The following is a 20,265-nucleotide window of genomic DNA, read 5'->3' on the forward strand; positions in this document are numbered from 1 at the left end:
ACAGTGTGTTCTAACTTTTGTGTGATTTTATTCGTGCTTACTCTTCGATTTACTTACTTTTGTAAATACATTCCCTATGGTATGCTTCTGACCTGTTTCATCAACGTAGGATAGATTGGTTTTTTTTTCTTCAGCATCTATGTCTGAGAAATCTGCAGTATAAACGTCCGGTTCTGTAGTATACTGATCCGAATTAGTATAATTTTCACCTGCGGACAAAGTCTTACTGGCGATTAAATCCCCGTCTGGAATATAATTAATGTCATTGGCATTTGCTATATAATAATCCTTCTGCATCTTAGGATCAGTATGATTATAAGCCAATTCATTGACCTGATTATTATCTATTCTGTTGTTTTTCACTACAGGATGAAAGAATGTCGTAAAGCTCCCTGCAATAAGCACTACTGCCACAATGGCTGCTCCAATTACCGCACCTGGTTTACTTGGACTTCTTTGAAACACCCTTCGTACCCTGTTCTCAACCGCTTTTTCATTATTCCCAAACACTAATCCTAACACGAATCCTATCATTCTTTCCCTCGATGACAACTGTACCAGGGAGAGGGCATAGTGTTTTCTTAACTGATTATCCAGATTCCTTACCACCATGCTATCGCAGGCGGATTCCATATCATGACTGATATGCCGACCCATAACCCACACGAGTGGATTAAACCAGTACACTATTTCCAAAATATGAAGCAACATGACCATCCGATGATCAAAGCGTTTGTAGTGCATCAGCTCATGCTTTATGACAAGCTCTAGTTGCTGCTCATTCAGATATTCCTGAACGTCTGACGGTAGAATAAGCTTAGGTTTTCGTTCAATTGTTAGCGCAGGTGTTTTAATATTGGGAAACACAACCAGCCTCATCTTCTTCTTGATTCCCAACTCTTTACTACACTTATCTAAGATCTCTTCCATATCGGAAGAGGGCGACGTTCCATATCTATTAATTTCCTGCTTCATCTTTATCATATTGATAAGCATTCGTATTGACAAAAGTAAAATTCCACTTAACCACACGATTAAGATATAGTCCATCCAGCTTAATAAGGAACTCTTCTGCAACTGTTCATATGTTTGGAGATCTCCTATCCTCTCTTTCTGGATTACGATCGGACGAATGCTGCTTTCTATCGTAAACGGAATACATAACCTCGCAATCGGTATAAACCAAAGCACATAGTGCAACGTCGGTGACATCTTGTCCCGTAATACATGCTTGATCAAAAGTATAATCGCAAACAACAAAACACTATAAACGGATATCTCCAATAAGTAATTTATAATCTCCATACTTTTATTCCTTTTCTGCTAATTCATCAATTAGTGCCTTCAACTTCTCCTGCGCATCGGATGACAACTGTGTGTCTCGTATCATACACAGTAGAAACTTCTCTACCGATTCATTACTCATCTTCTGACGCATACTCTTGCTTTCCGCCTCAATGCATTCATCCCGTTCCACCAATGGATAGTAGAACTTTGTCCTGCCTCTTCTTTTAAAATCTACAAAACCCTTATCGCATAGTACATTCAAATACGATGCATACGTCTGATAGCTCCATTCCACTTGATCTCCAATTGCATCGATTATTTCTGCTAAAACCTGTGGCTCTTTTCCCCAGAGTTTATCCATTACAATCCACTCCGATGCAGTCAATGTTTTTTGTCCCATCTGATCACCCTCATCTATAATTATTTGTTTAAATTTATTATTGTAATTATAATAATATTATTATAATTTCCTGTCAATACATTTATTACCATTTTAATAATTTATTTTGTAATACGCCGTTTTTTGTGTACCTTATTAACAATAAATATGTACAAGCCTGTTGATATATGTACGTATTTATGCTAACATTTTATTATTATCACGTTTCTAATTTAATTATTGAATATGTTTTTGCAATTCACATCAAACTTAATTTTTGCATTTAAATGGATTACTAAAATATATATCCAACGAGGAGGATGACCTTATCAGAAGAATTGTTATTTTACTATTAGTAACTATAATTATGTTTTCCGGATGTGGCAAAAAGAGTTTAAGCAACGATATAGATAGCAGTGGCGATGAAATTGTTAATAAACCCATTGAAGTTACTACAGTTACTCCAGCTCCGTATTCTGATGCTTTTGACAACGGATTAACGGTAAGTGTGAATGATCCTTCTAGTTTTTTAGTTAAAAATCAATTGGTAAAAGTAAAAGAGGCAACAACTACAATCACCTCCATTGTTAGCTTGAAATGGATTGATAAGCTACGTGTGGCTGTTACTGCCAACATCACCCCAGACATGGATTTTTTTACGATTTATAATACAAAGGATAAGAATTTTGAATATTCCGTATACGGAACAAATTTTGTTTGGGAGAATAATAATATACGATCTTTGGTTTATATTGAATGCCCTCCGTTATACGTAGATGATGAAGATGCCACTTATAAAATTCATGATTTTTTTGGAGGCACGTTATATGAATCCCAAACCCGAATCCTGGATTTAAAGTATAAAAGCGGAACTATTTACTTTAAAATACTCAGTAATGATGGAAGCTCTACCGCTAAATCCATCTCTCAGTAATATTAATATTTCATAAGACTTGTGTTCTCTATGAAGGAGTACATCGAATCAAATGCACAATACATTTTTCCTTTCCCGCAGTATTTTAAGGGCTACACATCAGTGGTTAACTAACCACCGGTATGTAGCTCTTTTTGTTCTTGTTTATACTTTTCACTTGAAACAGTCAAAACTTGTCCTATTTTTATAATGAATGACATATATATATTAGTAGTTAACGCAAAAATAAAATGCAATTTTCCCATCTCTTAATTTGTACCTGCGAAATGCTCGGCACAAATCAACACAAAGGGTAAAATTCATAGAACCCAATGAAAGGCAAGTGATATAATGAAAATACTGTTATTTAGTCGTAAGCATATCCTGGCAATCACCTTTACGGTTTTGACCTGTATCGCAGTTGTGTTGATGATTCAGCTATACCCCCATGCCCCTTCCGAGAAGATGGTGATGGGTGGTACTTTATATACACTTCCAATTGACAAGGATAAGACTCCGATTAACACGAAGGAAGACACCAAGTCCAATTTTCGTCCTTCCACCTTGCCCTCACTTAATAATCGCTTTACCTATCGATTCTTTGATTCATATATTGAAAAAGACCCTTCCCAAATAAAGCTTTCAAAAGAATTATTCAAATCTCCTCAAGATACCATCATAAATTACTTTAGCGTGCTGCGTGAGGCTGCTAATCCTGCTTCTGACAAGTTCAGCGGTTGTGGAACAATTGGTCAAGCCACCATACCCTATCCTGTGGCTTATCAGTTTTTGTCCGAAGATTATCAAAAACGACTACCCTATGATAAATACTTAAAGTCATTCCTGAATATCCTACATACCACCTTAATAAAATATAAGTTTGTTCCGGTATACGATAGCCCTGATGATCAGCTCCGCTATTTTGCGGAAATCGAGACGATTCAGGGTAGTGAAAGCGGGATATCTGACTTCGCATATTATTATGCCTTTATTGATTTAATAAAAGTAGATGGAAATTATAAAATCAACAATATTGATTTTACCGGGGAAGATTTTCTATGTGCTCCTTATCACGGATGGTCCCATGATGCCGAATTATCCATTAAGGCTCGATATGGCGAATGGTGTAATCTAATTGAGAAAATGTATCCCAACAAGCAAAAGGATTACATCAAACAGATCTCCTTCCACGGCAAAGACGGGAATGATTATCTCTTCCTCTTCTATCGCTTGACCAATAACACCGATGTTGAGATTGCACAATATATAAAAAATAAAGGGGGCGATTGGCAATTGACCAAGCTCGACCCCGAGAAATGTATCGAAAAGAAATAAACGAAACCCCCGTTCACATATATCAACATGTGAACGGGGGCTTCGTTTATTTCCAACTCTTTTCTGCAATTGGATAGTTCTTCTTAAATGTTGCTGTATTATATTCTGAATCTCTGGTATGATTTTTAAAGTCCTTACTATTCTTTAAAAAGTAATCATAACTTAATACGGATTTACCACTGCTTGTAATCGGATCATCCCAAGTCAGATCAATGTTATACCATTTGCCGCTTATCTTTACAATATTCCAGGAGTGAGGTCCCCCACCCGCAGTTCCGGTAATAATTCTATTTTGAATGCCTGCATTCTGAAACAAACGATATGCTGCGAGGGAATATCCTTCACATACGGCAGACTTATTTACGAGTACATTATATGCTGAATGTTTTTTTAATGTTTTATCATAGCTGGTGTGGTTAATGATATAGTTATGAATCGCTTTTACTTTTTGGTAGTCTGTTTTCCCCTTTAGATTAAGAGACTTTAATATGCTTGCAACTTTCTCATCTACTTCTTTTTCCTGTGCCGCGGTTGTGGCATATTTCACTGACATCTTAAGGGAAGCCTTCCCCGTTGTGTTACTCCATTTCCAACTTTCTCTCCAGCTATCCACATTAAACTTTATGTAATCAAAGTCCTTGGACGTGGTTTTATCATCTAGCGCAAAGACTTTATACATAAAGTCACTTCCTTTACGAAGCTGATTCATTGTCTTTACGGTCATATTAATTGTAAATTCACTTTTATGTGCTATCAAATTCTTTTTCACATTACTATATATCTGATCTTTTGTCAGATAAGTTTGTGCGTTGGCATTTACGGGTATCCCCAGTAGTACCAATACCATAACTAGCGCCATTATTCTTTTTACCATATGTCCTCCCCTTTATGTGAATGACAAATTGTCTGTTGTCAACTATGTGCTACTCTATATTCTATTCTACATATTCTGACATGATGTTTCAATAGGATATTTTGTCCTTTATTGAAAATGGAGTTCCAATTCTTATCCATACATCATCTTATGCATAGTTACGACTACAATTTACACGTTTGCAATCCAAAGATAAATAAAAGAAGATGCCTCCATCCCCTAACCGTTTTTCCAATCAAGTGATGTTAGCATCTTCTATTTATTTTATAGTTTGTTTTCTATGTTCTATCTCATTTAGTGGTTGTTTGTTCTTAATTTTTAAACAGCTTCTTTTATCAGTTGAGGGGGAATGCTCCTAAGGAACTCACCTGTAGTACTCTGATCCATGATCCACTCTCTGATATCGTTCTTTGGGATAATTAGTGGCATACGGTTATGAATATCTCGCATGGATTCATTCGCATCCGTAGTGAGTATGACGTACCTAGATTCCCCGCCGTAATTTGAATAAATACCGGCCATGTACAGCGCATTGGTTCCGTCCAAACGAAACAGATACTTTTTCTTATCACTGTCCCACTCATAAAATCCGGTGGAGACAACGACACATCGCCGGTTTACTAGACTGTCACGAAAGGTTCTCTTCTCAAATGCAGTCTCGGCTCTGGCATTAATGATAACGCCCTTTCCGTCAAACTTAGGAAATCCCCATTTGCTTAAGGCAGGGACAACTTCTTGCTTTTCCTCCATTAAAATGGCTGCAGGATTTGTTGGGAAGATTTCCCCTGTTTTTACTTCCTTTCCTTGAAACTTCGCATTCAGCTTCTCTAGAATCTCCATGATTTCTTCGCTTTGTTCCACCGTGAAATTATATCTGCCACACATGCCAATTCCTCACTTTCCTAAAAAAGCTTTACTCTCCTAACGGAATGGATGCCCATGCCTCGTGATTCACCACGAATTCATATCCCTTGGACCATTCCTTATAAAGCTTGATAAACATATCACTACGACGTTTGTCTATGATACTTTCCTTCGCCTGTAGGGTTGCATCCTGATTAAAGTCCGAAACACAATGTAAGATGTGCCAACCGTCTGCGGTAGAAATCAGATCACTAACATTCCCTGTCTTTAGAGCAAATGCAGCCTTCTTTAACTCATCACTGAATTCCTTCGGGGCCGAATTGTTACCAAAGGTATATTCCACCTTTTCCGCCTGGGTGTTTGCTTGTGCCAGTGCACGGAAATCATCCGTTTCCTTTGCCTGCTGCAAAAGTGACTGTGCCTTAGTTAACGCTGCTGCCTTGTCCTCCTGAGATAATGCCACCTTATGTCCACTGGAATCCAGGTTATAGTTCTTGATATAGATATCCTGAACCGTAATCTGCTTTGCTTCCTCGTTAGATACATCCGTATTGACATCAATGGTCTTCGCCTCAAATATCTTATCTGCTAACAGATTGTCCGCATACATCTGTTGCAAAAGCTCTTCCGTTATCATGTAAGTGTTCTTTTCCTGATCGGGCAACTTTGCAAAATGTTCTCTTGCATAATCACTTGCCTCCGCCTGTTCTTCTTCTGATAATGTTATCTTTAAATCATGCGCCTTTTTATGAATGATTTTCAACGCGCATATCTGGTTGATTACCTCATCCTTTATCATATTGCCAAATATCTTACCATTACCGGAGACATCTGCATTCCATATGCTTTTTCCGTATTCCCCTTCATACTTGTCAGTTGCAGCCAGTAGATACATCATGGCTTCGCTATAGTAAACCTTGATATCACCTACCATTAGCATGAGTTCGCCGTTGGTTGCATTAGCATTCTCATCCTTATTCTTCTTACTGTTCGCATCCACCTTATAATAAGAAATGCTGGTCACCTTTTTATTATCGACATCAAAGGACACATAAAGCTCCTTATCATCCTTCTGATAAAAATAAACAGTGGCATGTTTTGCTTCGTTGATTGATTTAGAGGCTTCCTTACCGAACTCCTCGCTCAGTAATGGATCTGCCTCTTTCTTATCCATTCCGATGGTAATACCGAATACCATGTATTTCCCTGGCTTATTTAATAATGTAATCGAGGTCACCTTCTTATTCGGAGCCATAACCTGTACAATTCCCTCTTTTTCATACACTCCATTGCTTTGCTTTTCTATATCAATTCCCGATTTCCGTTCAAATGCGGATACGGATTTCCCGATAAATTTGGACAACTCATATCTCTTTGCTCCTGAACCACAACCTGCCACTAATAATAAGATTAAAAATATCGGTACTACTATCCTCAGTTTTTTTGTTAATTTCATCGCCTGTTCCCCTTTCCTGCATCTAATGCGGCGGTTTATTTCGCAGTAATTTAAAATCCACCAACAGCTTCCTCATCTGATCAAATACCATAAGAGCATCCGTTTTCCCCTTTGCGTTGCTCTGTAATTGATATATAAAATAAGGATTTGCCTGTGGTATCAATTTTAAATTTTTGTATTTCGCAAGTAGCTCCGGTATCTTCTCTACCGATAGCTGTGCTTTCGGATACATCATCAATTTCACTTCATTTCCCTTATGAACCAGTCCCGTTATATAAACACTATGACATACGGACTTAATCAGTGCAATATTAAGGAGGTTATTCACCGCATTCGGCATATCTCCAAAGCGATCCATCAGCTCCTCCTGCATATCCATCATTTCTTCTTCATTTTCAATTTCTGCAATACGTTTATAGATATCTAACTTCTGAACCTCATTTTTTATATAGGTGGATGGTATAAATGCATCCATATCCATATCAACGGTAGTTTCGAAGGTTTCCTCTTCTAAGTTATCTCCCTTTACTGCTTTTACCGCTTCATTAAGCATCTTACAATAAAGGTCGTACCCGACTGCCTCCATGTGACCGCTTTGTTCCTCCCCTAACAGGTTGCCGGCACCACGAATCTCCAGGTCCCTCATCGCTATCTTAAAACCGGATCCAAGCTCGGTAAATTCCTTAATCGCATGAAGTCTCTTCTCAGCAATCTCCTTCAGCATCTTGTCCCTCTTATACATTAGGAATGCATATGCGGTTCGATTGGAACGTCCAACACGCCCTCTCAGCTGATAGAGCTGGGATAAGCCTAAGCGATCGGCATCATCAATAATCATTGTATTTACATTGGAGATATCAAGACCTGTTTCAATAATTGTAGTGGACACCAGCACATCGATCTCTCCGGAGATGAATTCAAACATAATTTTTTCTAAGGTATGCTCATTCATCTGTCCGTGTGCAAAGGCAACATTGGCATCCGGCACAAGCTTCGCCACGGTATTCGCAACTTCATCAATACCATTTACTCTGTTATATACATAATACACCTGACCGCCTCTTGCCAGCTCCCTAATGATGGCTTCCCGTATGATTTCATCATTATGCTCAAGCACATAGGTTTGGATTGGCTGACGATCAACCGGTGGTTCATCCAGCACACTCATATCCCTGATTCCCACAAGACTCATATGAAGTGTTCTTGGAATAGGCGTTGCAGTTAGTGTAAGCACATCCACATCTTTTTTAAACTTCTTGATTTTCTCTTTGTGCCCAACACCAAAGCGCTGCTCTTCATCTACAATAAGAAGTCCTAGATTCTTAAACTTCACATCAGTGGACAATACCCGGTGTGTCCCAACGATAATATCTAAGCTTCCCTTCTTTAATCGTTCCAGCGTTCTCTTTTGCTCCGCTGCTGTTCGAAAGCGGGATAGCACATCAATACTAACCGGGAAGTCCATCATACGTTGTACCAGTGTATTATAATGCTGCTGCGCCAATATGGTGGTCGGAACCAGAACAACGACCTGCTTCCCATCCGCTACCGCCTTAAAAGCTGCTCGGATTGCAATCTCTGTTTTTCCATAACCAACATCCCCACATACCAATCGATCCATGATTCGATTGCTCTCCATGTCCTTCTTGGCCGCTTCAATCGCATTTAACTGATCATCTGTCTCCTCATAGGGGAATGCTTCTTCGAATTCCTTTTGCCATACTGTATCAGAACTAAATTGAAATCCCACCTTTTGTTGTCGCTGTGCATATAATTCAACCAAGTCCTTTGCTACATCCTTGACAGCACTCCGTACCTTGGCTTTTGTATTCTTCCATTCAATGGAGTTAAGCTTATTCAGCTTCGGCTTTCTGCCCTCGGAACCGGAGTACTTCTGGATGACATCAAGCCCGGTTGCCAGAACGTACAGCACGCCCCCTCCACCGTACTCTATTTTTATATAGTCCTTGGTTATTTTATCCACTTCAATCTTCTCTATACCTTTATAGATACCAAGTCCGTGATTTTCATGTACAATATAGTCCCCAGGGGTGAGCTCTGTAAAGCTTTGAATCTTATTTCCCTCGTAGGAGGTTTTCTTTTTCTTCTTTCTCTTCTCCGTACCAAAGATATCACTCTCAGAGATGACCACTAATTTAATTAATGGATATTCAAATCCTCTTCTGAGATTGCCATAAGCCACCATGATTTCTCCGGGCGAAAGGATTCGGTCCATATCATCACTGTAAAAAGAGTTCAGTCCAAGATCCTGTAAATCCTGACTAAGTCTCATCGCTCTTGTCTTTGAGCCGGAAAGCAAGATAACCCGGTATTTGTTCTTCTTCCATCGTTCCAGATCTTTCACCAGAATATCAAAGTTCTTATGATAAGAAGAAACCGTTTGAATCGTAAAATCATATTTATTCTTAGGCGCGTAAAAATTATTCTTAACCTCCATCGTACTAATCAATACGGTATCCTTATTCGCCAAAAATCCCATCACTTCTTTATAGCTGTAGATGGCATCAATTTGTCCCGGAAGAATATATCCCTTTTCAATACGACCAATCATTCCTTCTCGGAATTCGGTTTCAACCGCTTCTCCCTTTTCCACCAACCGTCCCGGTTCATCCAGAAAGAAGATCGTGTCTTCATTATTAAAATAATGAAAGAAACTAACCGTTTGATCATAAAAATAATTTATATAGCTTTCTAGGGCTACCGACCCCTGAAATGCTTCGAGATTGTCTTTAAACTCTGCAACAATCTGATGAATTCTTGCGGCCTCTTCTGTCTTAAACTGTTCTCTCAACTTCTTATAATGCTGCTTTTCTTCATTCTCTAGCTTCTTAAGTCCGCTGCGAATGCGGTTTTGATCCGGTATAATCTCTGCTGCCGGATAGATTATCATTTGATCCACCTGTTCTATGGACCTTTGGCTGTTTACATCAAAGGTTCGAATGGAATCAATCTCATCACCCCACAGTTCGATTCGGTAAGGCGCTTCTTCCGTCAGAGGAAAGATATCGACAATACCTCCTCGTATCGCATAATCCCCGGGAGCTTCTACCTGAGCTTGCTTCTCATATCCAAGGTGAATCAGGGCAGCAGAAAGCTCCTCCATCTTCAGAATGGAGGTGTTTGTAATTGTTATAATTCTCTCTTTCACCATATCAAGCGGTAGTAGACGATCCATACCTCCATCTAAGGTAACGATAATAGTGGTATCCTTCTGTTCAAGAATTCTGCTAATAATCTTTAATCGATCTCTTACAATGGCATTTCCATGAATGTCCGCACTATAGAAGATAATGTCTTTCGCAGGGTAGAGATATACCTCTTTATCGTATAATCGGTAATCTTCGTAGATTTCCTTTGCCTTCATGTCATTATAAGTTACAATGACTTTAAATTTAAAACCCTCACTCAAGCCGTGAATCAAGTGACACTTCTGTGAATCAATACAGCCTGTAACCTGTACCGGAAGAGTCTTTCGTAAGATGTTATCCCTGATGTCATTAAACTCTTTTAATTCTTTCAGGGGCGCTATAAAGGTTTTCAACAGTATTTCCTCCTATTTGAAAACTTATTACACTCCGTTTATTTCTTGCGATTATACTGATTCATCGCTGCATCAATCCCCGATGTAATAATCATTTTGCAGGCATCAGAAGAATCCTTCAGTGCTTCCCGTATCACGGGCTGCTCCTGAGATGAAAATCTTGACAGAACATAGTCCGCCAGATCCCAATCCTTCGGTTTGTCGCCAACACCTACCTTAATTCTTGGGAATTCATCCGTTCCCAGATGACTGATAATACTCTTAATTCCGTTATGTCCGCCTGCGCTTCCCTTCTTACGAATGCGCAGCTGACCTACCTCCAGACTGATATCATCATAGATGACGATAACCTCCTGTGGTGTTACTTTATAAAAATCCACTAGCTCACGAACACTTTCCCCACTTAAGTTCATATAGGTAATCGGTTGAGCCAGTATTACTTTTTCCCCTTCAATAAAGCCTTTTCCACAGATAGCCTTATGCTTCTTTAAATCTAAGGATATACGGTAATCATCGGACAGCCTCGTGATGGCGTCCCACCCTACATTATGTCTTGTTGCCTGATATTTATCGGTTGGGTTACCCAATCCTACTATTATATACATACTAACTCCAATCTTATTTCTCTTTTACTACTGGGCTACACCAGTTTTTTTTCTTACAATGAGGACAATACAATTCTTTAACCGATCCTCCATTAAATCCCAGGATACTCTGCTCCCAATTAATTGAAAACACGGTACCACATGTATCGCATCTCCAGTCCAACCTTTTTATCTGCCATATTAACAAAGCCACAGATTCCAACATAAGCACAGTAAAACCTGCCCAAAATAGTATCATACTAATAAAAGCACCAAATAATACTATAAAAAATGATAGTACAAATATTATAATTCCAATATTTTTAACCCACTTATTCATACTTTACTCCGATATATTAATTTTCCATTCGTATTCATAATCGTTGTTATTGTTTCTTGAAATTATTACTTATCTATTATAATCCTTCCTCTTGTTGGTGACAACAGTTAAGTTAACAGATTATGGCCGAAACTAACCCTCTGTTTGCTCTCTTCCAGCCGTATTATATAAAAATATGCGCAGAAAAACGGCAGCCCCATAGCTGCCGTTTTAGTGTACGTTAATTATACTGCTTCTTCTTCTGTTTCTAAAGCCGCAATCTCATACTTCTCTAGGATGATCTTTTGAATCTTGTCCCTAGTTTCAGAATTGATCGGATGAGCAATATCTCTATACTCACCATCTCCAGCTTTACGGCTAGGCATAGCAATGAATAAACCTTTGTCCCCTTCAATTACTTTGATATCGTGAACTACGAACTCGTTATCAAGCGTAATTGATACTACAGCTTTCATCTTGCCCTCCTTGCTCACCTTGCGTACTCGTACGTCAGTAATCTGCATGGCCTTTTGCTCCCTTCTGTCAAGTTTATCGTTAGTTGTCGAGAAAAAGATAGTATGTATTCTTCACTTTCCCCTTAGTAAAACACCCAAAACCCCATGGTTTTAGTTCAACGATTCCCAAACTTTGGTATTTGAGAGCATTATAACATATTTATTCCAAAATGTGAATAATATTTACGAAAAAATAACATATTTTACAATCTATTTGTAAAATACTGCTAACTTTTCACTGTTATGGCTTTAATCTTTACCATTTTTTGTCTGTTCCGGTTTTGATACTTGCATTAATTCTTCCTATTTTGAATATAATGAGTACAAAATGCGCTACGAAACCCTTGTGTAATGTGCCAACGGATAGATTTTAATATTGTATTTTAAGAGAAATGGGTTATAATAACAGGTAGTAAACGTCGAATTGATGCTTGCCAGAGAAATTGCGCGCAATTTCGCGTAGTTTTCTTGATACTAAAAATTATGGATAGGAAGTGTACTATGTATAAAATAGATTTTGACAATCCCTGTCGGATTCATTTTATCGGTATAGGCGGAATCAGTATGAGCGGGTTTGCAGAATACCTTCATACGAATGGCTTTCGAGTAAGTGGTTCCGACGCCCACGAAAGCAAAATAACTGATCGCTTATCCGATTTAGGAATAACCTTTTACTTAGGTCAAAAAGCCTCAAATATTACCTCTGATATCGAGCTTGTTGTATTTACTGCCGCTATCTCTGAAGATAACGAAGAATTCTTGGAGGTTAAAAAAAGAGGTATCCCTATGTTAACCAGAGCTGAGATGATCGGCCAGGTGATGCTAAACTTTGAAGATGCCATTGCAATATCCGGTACTCATGGTAAAACAACCACAACCTCAATGCTTTCCCTGATCTTTTTACAGGGTGATATGGATCCCACGATTTCGGTCGGTGGTATTCTGGATGCAATCGGTGGTAATATTCGTATCGGAGAATCAGAGCACTTCATTACGGAAGCATGTGAGTATACCAATACCTTTTTACATTTTAATCCAAAACGTGCAATTATACTGAACGTAGATGCAGATCACCTTGATTTCTTCAAGGATTTGGATGATATTCGTAATTCCTTTCATCTATTTGCTAAAAGAATCCCAAAAGGCGGCCAGTTATTTATAAACGGTGAAATCGAACGCTTCGAGGATATCACTTCAGATTTGGATTGTGAAGTAATCACCTATGGTATTATTGATTCCGCACATCGTAAGACAGATCTTACATATGATATTGCGGCAGATAAGATTGATTTTGATGAGCACAGTGTTGGAAGCTATGATTTATATTATAAGGGTAAGTTTATCGATCGCATGCGTTTGAATGTCATCGGTCTCCATAATATATCAAATTCTCTCCCTGCAATCGGAATTGCACTAGCGGCAGGTATCCCGATTGAGAAAATCAAGAGTGCTCTTCTTTCATTTAAGAACTCAAAACGACGATTTGAGCTAAAAGGCGAAGTCGGTGGTATAACTATAATCGACGATTATGCACACCATCCGACGGAAGTTTCCGCCACTTTAATCGCTGCTCAAAGTTATCCACATAATAACATCTGGTGTGTATTCCAACCTCACACTTACTCCAGAACGAAGCAGCACCTGACCGAATTTGCAGAGGCTCTTGCTATCGCAGATAACGTTGTAATTGCCGATATTTATGCTGCCAGAGAGAAGAATCCGGGCGATATCTCCTCCTTGGATCTAGTAAGAGAGCTTCAGAATATTGGTAAAGATGCGCACCATTTTCCTTCCTTTGATGAGATTGAAAACTTTTTATTGGAAAATTGTATGAACGGTGACCTGTTGATAACTATGGGCGCCGGAGACATAGTATCCGTAGGAGAAAAGCTCCTAGGTTTATAGTTTATCCACATTATCCACAGGATTATCAACAATTTTTTTGATAATTCCTGTGGATATTTTTTTCCGGGTAAACATTTCTACAATTATAGACTTTTCACCCAAAAACATTCGAAATATACGATTGTTCTGTTGTTTTTTACATTATTTTACATCTTTTTACCTTATGTTTATCCACAATATCCACGTTATCCACACTGAAAAATAGTGGTGCAACACCCATAAAATAGGCTATTTTCAGATAGATTTAACTGTGCTATAATGGCACTGGCGTTACTAAAAAGCCACGGATTTATATTGGGGGGAACTGTATTATGAGTAAGATTTCATTACATGCACAGGGTATATCTGACGTTACTATTGTGCCGAATATCTTTATCGATCAATATATGCCGTCTGCGAATGGCGCATATGTCAAAGTTTATCTATATTTGTTGCGTTGCTTTTCCGGAACTTGCCAGGAAGTGACCATCTCCTCCATAGCTGACCGTTTGGAAAACACAGAAAAAGACATCATTCGTGCGCTTTCTTACTGGGAAAAGCTAAATCTATTGGCGTTGACGCGCAACACACAAAAAGAAATTACTGCGATCTATCTATTAGATCTTAAAACTACCGATCAAAGCCCCGCACTTCCCGGTGATACTGACTCAGAGCTGGATGAAGTAGCCGTAAGCATACATACTGAAACCAAGCCCGCTTCCCGCCAGAGTTATTCTGCGGAGAAGATTGAGCAGTTTACGAATAATGATGATATAAAATATGCCATGAACATTGTGGAGATCTATTTGGATCGCCCACTAAAACCCATGGATCTTCAATTAATCCTCTATCTATATGAGGAGCTTCACTTTTCAGCTGAATTAATTATGTACTTATACGAATATTGTGTATCCAAGGGAAAGAAAAGCGCCTCCTACATTGAGGCTGTTGCATTAACCTGGGCGGAGAGTGGGATCGATACCGAGGAAAAAGCGAAAGTTGCGACCTCCACCTACCACGATCATTTTAATACAGTGAATAAAGCCTTTGGACTCAATCGTGCCCCCGGACAGATCGAACGTCAATACATAACAAAGTGGGTAGAGGTGTTCGGCTTTGCGGATGATATTATCGCAGAGGCTTGCAATCGTACCCTTCTACGTACTCAAAAACCTGACTTTAAATACACGGATAAAATTTTAGAAACATGGTTTAAAAAGGATGTAAAAAATCATTCTGATATAACAAGACTGGATGAAGAATTCTCTAAAGGCAATAAACAAAGTGAAGCAAAAAAATCCGCTGCACCTGCTAAGCCCATTTCCAACCGCTTCAACCAATTTCCTCAAAGATCTTATTCTGCGCAGGATTATGCGGAACTGGAGCGTAAGCTCTTGAACAAAAACCTATAAACCTTATATATCAACCGAGAAACTTAACCTATATAGGTTTATAATTTGAAAGAGAAGGAGATCCTGACATGGCATTAAAAAACGACCAATATAATCAGATTTTACGCGAGTATGATAGTCGTATGCTTAAGAATAAGCATGAGTTGGATGATCGTCGTAAGGAAGCATATACACTGATCCCCAGATTAAAGGATTTGGAAGATGAGATGATTTCTTTATCTGCTCAGAGCGGAAGGCTTGCATTATTCGGTGACGATAGCGGCTTGAAGGAATTAAAGAATAAAACGCTTGAACTAAAAGAGACTCAGCTTGAACTCCTCCTTGCTCACGGATTACCGGCAGATTATCTAGATATGCATTATCATTGCAACAAATGTAAGGACACCGGTTTTATCGGTAATGAAAAATGCAATTGTTTAAAGCAGGCGATTGGGGATTTAATGTATTCTAACTCTAATATCAAAACAATATTAGCCAATGAGAATTTCAATAACTTTTCCTTCCATTATTATTCTGATAATTTTGTGGATGAGACTACAGGGTTATCCCCACTTTCCAATATGCAAAAGGTAGTCGCTAACTGCAAACGATTTATTAAACATTTTAAGGACAAGCGGGATAATCTTTTACTTTTAGGTAATACTGGAGTTGGAAAGACTTTTCTTGCCAATTGTATCGCTAAGGAGCTGTTAGATCAAGGATATACTGTAATCTATCTGACCGCTTTCCGTCTATTTGATATTCTTGAAAAATATAAATTCGGCAAAGATGTAGATAATTCCTATCAAGCTTCCAACCAATTTGATTATATCTTAAATTGTGACCTACTAATCATTGATGACCTTGGAACTGAATTTTATAATTCCTTTACGAATTCTCAACTTTACTTAATTATAAATGAACGACTGCTCCGCAAAAAATCTACGGTGATATCAACAAACCTGTCCTTATCCGATATAAATCTTAATTATAGTGAACGTGTTTATTCACGAATTATTAGTAGCTATGCGGTGCAACGTATTATTGGGGAAGACATTCGTCTACATAAGGCGATCAACGAATCGAGCTCACAATAAATTCCACGTATTATGACGAAATGTGTCTTGACTTACCCCTATATATAATGTTATAACTTTAATGGCTTTGTAACCAATACTATTATTCATGGAGGGATAAATAATGTCTAACAACGAGAAAATCGTAGAAACTATTCCAGTGGGACAACTTGGAATTATTGCTCTAGAAAGCAGCAACGCTTTGGGTCAGAATGTAAATGACTACCTAGTAGAGTGGCGTAATGCCAGAGAGAGCGAACACAAGGGGACCATTGCATTTTCTGGTTATCAGCGAGATTCTTATTTATTAAGCGCTTGTTGCCCACGATTCGGTTCCGGAGAAGCGAAGGGTCAAATCAAAGAATCCGTACGTGGCTCCGACTTATACCTTCTGGTTGATGTTACAAACTATAGCTTAACCTATAAGGTTTGTGGAAATGTCAATCATATGTCACCCGATGACCATTACCAGGATTTAAAGAGAATAATAGCAGCAGCTGGTGGTAAAGCTAGAAGAATTACTGTAATTATGCCTTTCTTATATGAAAGCAGACAGCATAGACGCAGCTCCAGAGAATCTCTAGACTGTGCATTAGCCCTTCAGGAATTAACGAGTATGGGTGTGGACAGTATCCTTACTTTTGATGCTCATGATCCACGAGTACAAAATGCAATTCCTTTAAACAGCCTCGAAACCGTAGCTCCAAATTATCAGTTTATCAAAGCATTGCTTCAAAATGTTCCGGACATTAAGATTGATGAAGATCATATGATGGTTGTCAGCCCGGATGAAGGTGGTATGTCCAGAGCTGTATACTATGCTAATGTGCTCGGTCTCGATATGGGTATGTTCTATAAGAGACGTGACTATACCAAGATTGTAAACGGACGTAATCCGATTGTAGCACATGAGTTCCTCGGTACTGATATCAATGGCAAAGATGTTCTTATTGTAGATGATATGATTTCCTCCGGTGAGAGTATCCTTGATGTAGCTTCCGAGTTAAAGAAAAGAAATGCCGGCAGAATCTTTGTAGCTTCTTCCTTCGGTTTGTTCACAAACGGCTTCGCTAAAATTGATGAAGCATATGAAAAAGGTCTTATCTACCGTGTTCTTACGACCAACCTTGTATATCAGGCACCTGAGTTATTAACAAAGCCTTGGTATATCAACGTTGATATGAGTAAGTATGTTGCATTAATCATAGATACACTCAACCACGATAACAGTATTAGTGGATTATTAAACCCTGTAGAACGTATCCAAAAGATTTTAAAAAAGTACAATCAGGGTGGTTCTTCCAGAAGACTACGCTAATTGGCCAACTGGTTTGATTGAATAAATTATGCTTTGTGTATCAAAAACAATAACACTAATTACAACTTATCAATAAGCAAATCTATGCTTTAAGATAGCGAAATAATATATATTTATCATATAAAAGGCTCTTTATCAAGTCACCGAGGAATTATAAATCTTCTTCGTAACCTGATAAAGAGCCTTTCTTGTGAATAACGAAAGTGCCGATAAGCCGACACTTTCGTTCTAAATATTTTATTATGGTTGTGCTATATTATTGTTGTTAACAACTCCATCCTTGTTATTTTGTCCGGTATCACCGGTATTATCACCATTATCAGTTCCATCATCTGTGCCATCACCGGTACCATCATCCGTATTATCAACGATAGGTGTTGGAGTAGGTGCAACCGTTACTGTCGGCGCTATAGTAGGGGTATTCGTAGTTGGAGACACACTTGGGGTAGGCGCCATAGTAGGAGTTATACTCGGCTCCACATCAGGCTTCCACTTATAGTACGTAAATGGCTTTTTCATATCTTTTGTATGAATCTCATTCATGTAATCATGCCAGATTTCAAGCGGATAGGTTTTACCCATTAAACCGGTTACTGTCTTTGGAACATCATAACCTACCCATACACTGGTAGTATAATAAGGTGTAAATCCAACAAACCATCCATCCTTAGTTCCATTGGTAGTACCCGTCTTACCTGCACTGATTGTATATCTTAATCCCTTGCCTCTAGCTGTTCCTCGTTTGATAACTCCGGTTAGTGCCTCAGTCATCGTTCTAGCAGCGTTCGTATCATAAACTTCCTTCTGCTTGATATCGTCTCCTACAATCTCATTTCCCGCAGAGTCCATAATCTTTACAATACAGGTAGGGTCTCTATAATATCCATCATTCTCGATTGTTGCATATCCCGAAGCCATCTCAACTGGGCTGGCGCCATAGGTCAATCCACCGAGTGAGGCTGCAAGGTTATAATCTGTATCAACAATCCTGGAGAAATTCATATTTAATAGATAAGATAAACCTACCTTTGGCGTTAATTCCTTAAATAATTGCCAAGCAACCGAGTTTAATGACTTCTCTAAGGCAGACTGTATCTTGAGATGTCCATAAAATTTACCGCCAGGTCTACCAGGACCTCCCTTGATATATTGATCCACCACAATACTGTCCGGTGTATAATTTCTCTCAAAGGATGGTGTATAGACCACCAATGGCTTAATTGAACTACCCGGCTGACGGAAGCTTTGGAACGCTCTGTTTAATGTATAGCCATTTGAATCCTGTTCACGTCCGCCGACAATTGCAACTACTCTACCTGTTTCATTATCGATAGAAGCTGCCGCTCCCTGTAGCTTATAGGTACCATTCGAATCCTTTTCCTTAAACTTCGCCAATGCGTCGTCAACTGATTTTTGTAGTAATTCCTGTTTGTCTAAATCAAAGGAAGTATAAATTCGATACCCATTGGTGTATAACGCTTTCTGATAAGTACTATAAACATCATCATAATCTTTTTGATATGCTTTTTTATCGTCGCTATCTTTAAATTCATTACGGAACTCAAAACCATTCTTCTTCATCAATGCCCTGATTGCACAATACCTAGTATAAGTCTCTACATAATTTTGCTTATCCGCCTTTGACTGTGTAAGTGTAATCGTTTCATTGAGCGCTGCGTTATATTCCTCCTGAGTGATTGTTTCATTTTCAAACATCTGCTTCAGAACACGATCCCTACGTTTTAGTGTATTTTCCTTTTTGGTCAATGGATTATAGAGATTCGGATTATTCGGTATGGAGCAGAGGAATGCGATTTGCGATAAGCTCAGCTCCGATACCCCTTTGTCAAAATATGCTCTTGACGCTGCCTGAATACCGTAATGCCCGTTCGCAAAATATATGGTATTCATATAGAACTCCATAATCTGGTCCTTATTGTAGAGCTTCTCCAACTCCTGAGCCACAAAGATTTCTTTAATCTTTCTGGTATAGGTAACATCCTGGGTAAGGAATACCCCTCTTGCCAGCTGCTGTGTTATGGTACTGGCACCCTGTGTGATATGACCTTTATTTTGAAGCAGTGTGACTGCCGCTCGGACATTTGCCAGGTAGTCAACGCCCTTATGTTCGAAGAAATTACGATCCTCTGTACACAGCATCGCATCAATTGCTTTAGTAGGTATATCATCATATTTGATGTAGTAAACATCCTTCTCCGACTTTAATCTGGAAATCAGATTTCCATCCGCATCGTAAACCATACTGGTTTGTGATGCTTTGAAGGTGTCAGCAGTGGATTCATCCACCATCTCCATTGCCTGATGCTGCATCTCCAATATTGTTTTACCATACTTTAAATAGAAGTATAGGATGCCGCTTAAGATAACAATCAACATCATTAATATAATGAATTGTATTGCAATCTTTATCTTATGTCCGGTTCTTTTTTTTCGTTTTTGATTTGTTGTTGTTGTAGTTTTGTTTTCCACGGTAATGCCTCCATAAAA

General features: G+C 38.6%; 16 protein-coding genes. 6 read left to right on the plus strand and 10 right to left on the minus strand.

What is annotated here, in order from left to right; translation table 11 throughout:
* Nucleotides 1-27: 27 nt before the first annotated feature.
* Both AC6IWN_RS15990 and AC6IWN_RS15995 read right to left on the minus strand, forming a co-directional pair.
* Nucleotides 28-1,305 carry a M56 family metallopeptidase gene (locus AC6IWN_RS15990; RefSeq protein WP_497988678.1) on the minus strand — a complete coding sequence of 426 codons (1,278 nt, stop codon included), beginning with the start codon at nucleotides 1,303-1,305 and terminating at the stop codon, nucleotides 28-30.
* A gap of 4 nt (nucleotides 1,306-1,309) precedes the next feature.
* Entirely contained in the window at nucleotides 1,310-1,687 is a 378-nt protein-coding gene (locus AC6IWN_RS15995) for a BlaI/MecI/CopY family transcriptional regulator (RefSeq protein WP_497988680.1), read from the minus strand.
* Between the two features lie 346 nt (nucleotides 1,688-2,033).
* Here AC6IWN_RS15995 and AC6IWN_RS16000 point away from each other — a divergent pair, with 346 nt between their 5' ends.
* Together AC6IWN_RS16000 and AC6IWN_RS16005 are read left to right on the plus strand one after the other, a co-directional pair.
* The gene (locus AC6IWN_RS16000; RefSeq protein WP_497988681.1) at nucleotides 2,034-2,600 is read left to right on the plus strand and encodes a hypothetical protein; all 567 of its coding nucleotides are present in this window, start codon (nucleotides 2,034-2,036) and stop codon (nucleotides 2,598-2,600) included.
* 330 nt (nucleotides 2,601-2,930) lie between these two features.
* Nucleotides 2,931-3,914 (plus strand): hypothetical protein, encoded by a 984-nt coding sequence (locus tag AC6IWN_RS16005; protein ID WP_497988683.1) that lies wholly within the window; start codon nucleotides 2,931-2,933, stop codon nucleotides 3,912-3,914.
* A 46-nt stretch (nucleotides 3,915-3,960) separates the two neighbouring features.
* Here the strand turns inward: AC6IWN_RS16005 and AC6IWN_RS16010 are convergent, their stop codons facing one another.
* From AC6IWN_RS16010 to spoVG, 7 genes are all read right to left on the minus strand, one after another.
* The gene (locus AC6IWN_RS16010) at nucleotides 3,961-4,788 is read right to left on the minus strand and encodes a transglutaminase domain-containing protein (protein WP_497988685.1); all 828 of its coding nucleotides are present in this window, start codon (nucleotides 4,786-4,788) and stop codon (nucleotides 3,961-3,963) included.
* Between the two features lie 318 nt (nucleotides 4,789-5,106).
* Nucleotides 5,107-5,673, minus strand: coding sequence for an SOS response-associated peptidase (locus AC6IWN_RS16015; protein WP_497988687.1), 567 nt, complete (start codon nucleotides 5,671-5,673; stop codon nucleotides 5,107-5,109).
* A gap of 28 nt (nucleotides 5,674-5,701) precedes the next feature.
* Nucleotides 5,702-7,108: a peptidylprolyl isomerase gene (locus AC6IWN_RS16020; RefSeq protein ID WP_497988688.1), complete on the minus strand. Its 1,407-nt coding sequence runs from the start codon at nucleotides 7,106-7,108 to the stop codon at nucleotides 5,702-5,704.
* Between the two features lie 22 nt (nucleotides 7,109-7,130).
* Nucleotides 7,131-10,670 carry a transcription-repair coupling factor gene (gene mfd / locus AC6IWN_RS16025; RefSeq protein WP_497988690.1) on the minus strand — a complete coding sequence of 1,180 codons (3,540 nt, stop codon included), beginning with the start codon at nucleotides 10,668-10,670 and terminating at the stop codon, nucleotides 7,131-7,133.
* A 38-nt stretch (nucleotides 10,671-10,708) separates the two neighbouring features.
* The gene (gene pth, locus AC6IWN_RS16030) at nucleotides 10,709-11,275 is read right to left on the minus strand and encodes an aminoacyl-tRNA hydrolase (protein WP_497988692.1); all 567 of its coding nucleotides are present in this window, start codon (nucleotides 11,273-11,275) and stop codon (nucleotides 10,709-10,711) included.
* Between the two features lie 13 nt (nucleotides 11,276-11,288).
* Nucleotides 11,289-11,594 (minus strand): MJ0042-type zinc finger domain-containing protein, encoded by a 306-nt coding sequence (locus AC6IWN_RS16035; protein WP_497988694.1) that lies wholly within the window; start codon nucleotides 11,592-11,594, stop codon nucleotides 11,289-11,291.
* A 224-nt stretch (nucleotides 11,595-11,818) separates the two neighbouring features.
* On the minus strand, nucleotides 11,819-12,097 hold the full coding sequence (spoVG, locus tag AC6IWN_RS16040) for a septation regulator SpoVG (RefSeq protein ID WP_497988696.1): 279 nt from the start codon (nucleotides 12,095-12,097) through the stop codon (nucleotides 11,819-11,821).
* A gap of 492 nt (nucleotides 12,098-12,589) precedes the next feature.
* On the opposite strand from spoVG, the gene murC reads away from it, so the two are divergent.
* The 4 genes from murC (at nucleotide 12,590) to AC6IWN_RS16060 (ending at nucleotide 17,757) form a co-directional block, all read left to right on the plus strand.
* Nucleotides 12,590-13,993, plus strand: coding sequence for a UDP-N-acetylmuramate--L-alanine ligase (gene murC, locus AC6IWN_RS16045; protein WP_497988698.1), 1,404 nt, complete (start codon nucleotides 12,590-12,592; stop codon nucleotides 13,991-13,993).
* A gap of 311 nt (nucleotides 13,994-14,304) precedes the next feature.
* Entirely contained in the window at nucleotides 14,305-15,384 is a 1,080-nt protein-coding gene (locus tag AC6IWN_RS16050; RefSeq protein ID WP_497988700.1) for a DnaD domain protein, read from the plus strand.
* Nucleotides 15,385-15,452: 68 nt separating this feature from the next.
* Nucleotides 15,453-16,460, plus strand: coding sequence for an ATP-binding protein (locus AC6IWN_RS16055; protein ID WP_497988702.1), 1,008 nt, complete (start codon nucleotides 15,453-15,455; stop codon nucleotides 16,458-16,460).
* A 103-nt stretch (nucleotides 16,461-16,563) separates the two neighbouring features.
* Nucleotides 16,564-17,757: a ribose-phosphate pyrophosphokinase gene (locus AC6IWN_RS16060; RefSeq protein ID WP_497988704.1), complete on the plus strand. Its 1,194-nt coding sequence runs from the start codon at nucleotides 16,564-16,566 to the stop codon at nucleotides 17,755-17,757.
* Between the two features lie 240 nt (nucleotides 17,758-17,997).
* On the opposite strand, the gene AC6IWN_RS16065 is transcribed toward AC6IWN_RS16060, so the two are convergent.
* Nucleotides 17,998-20,247 (minus strand): transglycosylase domain-containing protein, encoded by a 2,250-nt coding sequence (locus AC6IWN_RS16065; RefSeq protein ID WP_497988706.1) that lies wholly within the window; start codon nucleotides 20,245-20,247, stop codon nucleotides 17,998-18,000.
* Nucleotides 20,248-20,265: the final 18 nt, after the last annotated feature.

It is taken from the genome of Variimorphobacter sp. HTMS_6 (assembly GCF_059717775.1).

Coding starts and splice junctions, on each gene's coding strand:
- AC6IWN_RS16020 (WP_497988688.1), bottom strand. CDS start 7,108: ATGAAATTAACAAAAAAACTGAGGATAGTAGTACCGATATTTTTAATC.
- murC (WP_497988698.1), top strand. CDS start 12,590: ATGTATAAAATAGATTTTGACAATCCCTGTCGGATTCATTTTATCGGT.
- AC6IWN_RS16035 (WP_497988694.1), bottom strand. CDS start 11,594: ATGAATAAGTGGGTTAAAAATATTGGAATTATAATATTTGTACTATCA.
- AC6IWN_RS16050 (WP_497988700.1), top strand. CDS start 14,305: ATGAGTAAGATTTCATTACATGCACAGGGTATATCTGACGTTACTATT.
- AC6IWN_RS15995 (WP_497988680.1), bottom strand. CDS start 1,687: ATGGGACAAAAAACATTGACTGCATCGGAGTGGATTGTAATGGATAAA.
- AC6IWN_RS16060 (WP_497988704.1), top strand. CDS start 16,564: ATGTCTAACAACGAGAAAATCGTAGAAACTATTCCAGTGGGACAACTT.
- spoVG (WP_497988696.1), bottom strand. CDS start 12,097: ATGCAGATTACTGACGTACGAGTACGCAAGGTGAGCAAGGAGGGCAAG.
- pth (WP_497988692.1), bottom strand. CDS start 11,275: ATGTATATAATAGTAGGATTGGGTAACCCAACCGATAAATATCAGGCA.
- AC6IWN_RS15990 (WP_497988678.1), bottom strand. CDS start 1,305: ATGGAGATTATAAATTACTTATTGGAGATATCCGTTTATAGTGTTTTG.
- AC6IWN_RS16000 (WP_497988681.1), top strand. CDS start 2,034: ATGTTTTCCGGATGTGGCAAAAAGAGTTTAAGCAACGATATAGATAGC.
- AC6IWN_RS16055 (WP_497988702.1), top strand. CDS start 15,453: ATGGCATTAAAAAACGACCAATATAATCAGATTTTACGCGAGTATGAT.
- AC6IWN_RS16005 (WP_497988683.1), top strand. CDS start 2,931: ATGAAAATACTGTTATTTAGTCGTAAGCATATCCTGGCAATCACCTTT.
- AC6IWN_RS16015 (WP_497988687.1), bottom strand. CDS start 5,673: ATGTGTGGCAGATATAATTTCACGGTGGAACAAAGCGAAGAAATCATG.
- AC6IWN_RS16010 (WP_497988685.1), bottom strand. CDS start 4,788: ATGGTAAAAAGAATAATGGCGCTAGTTATGGTATTGGTACTACTGGGG.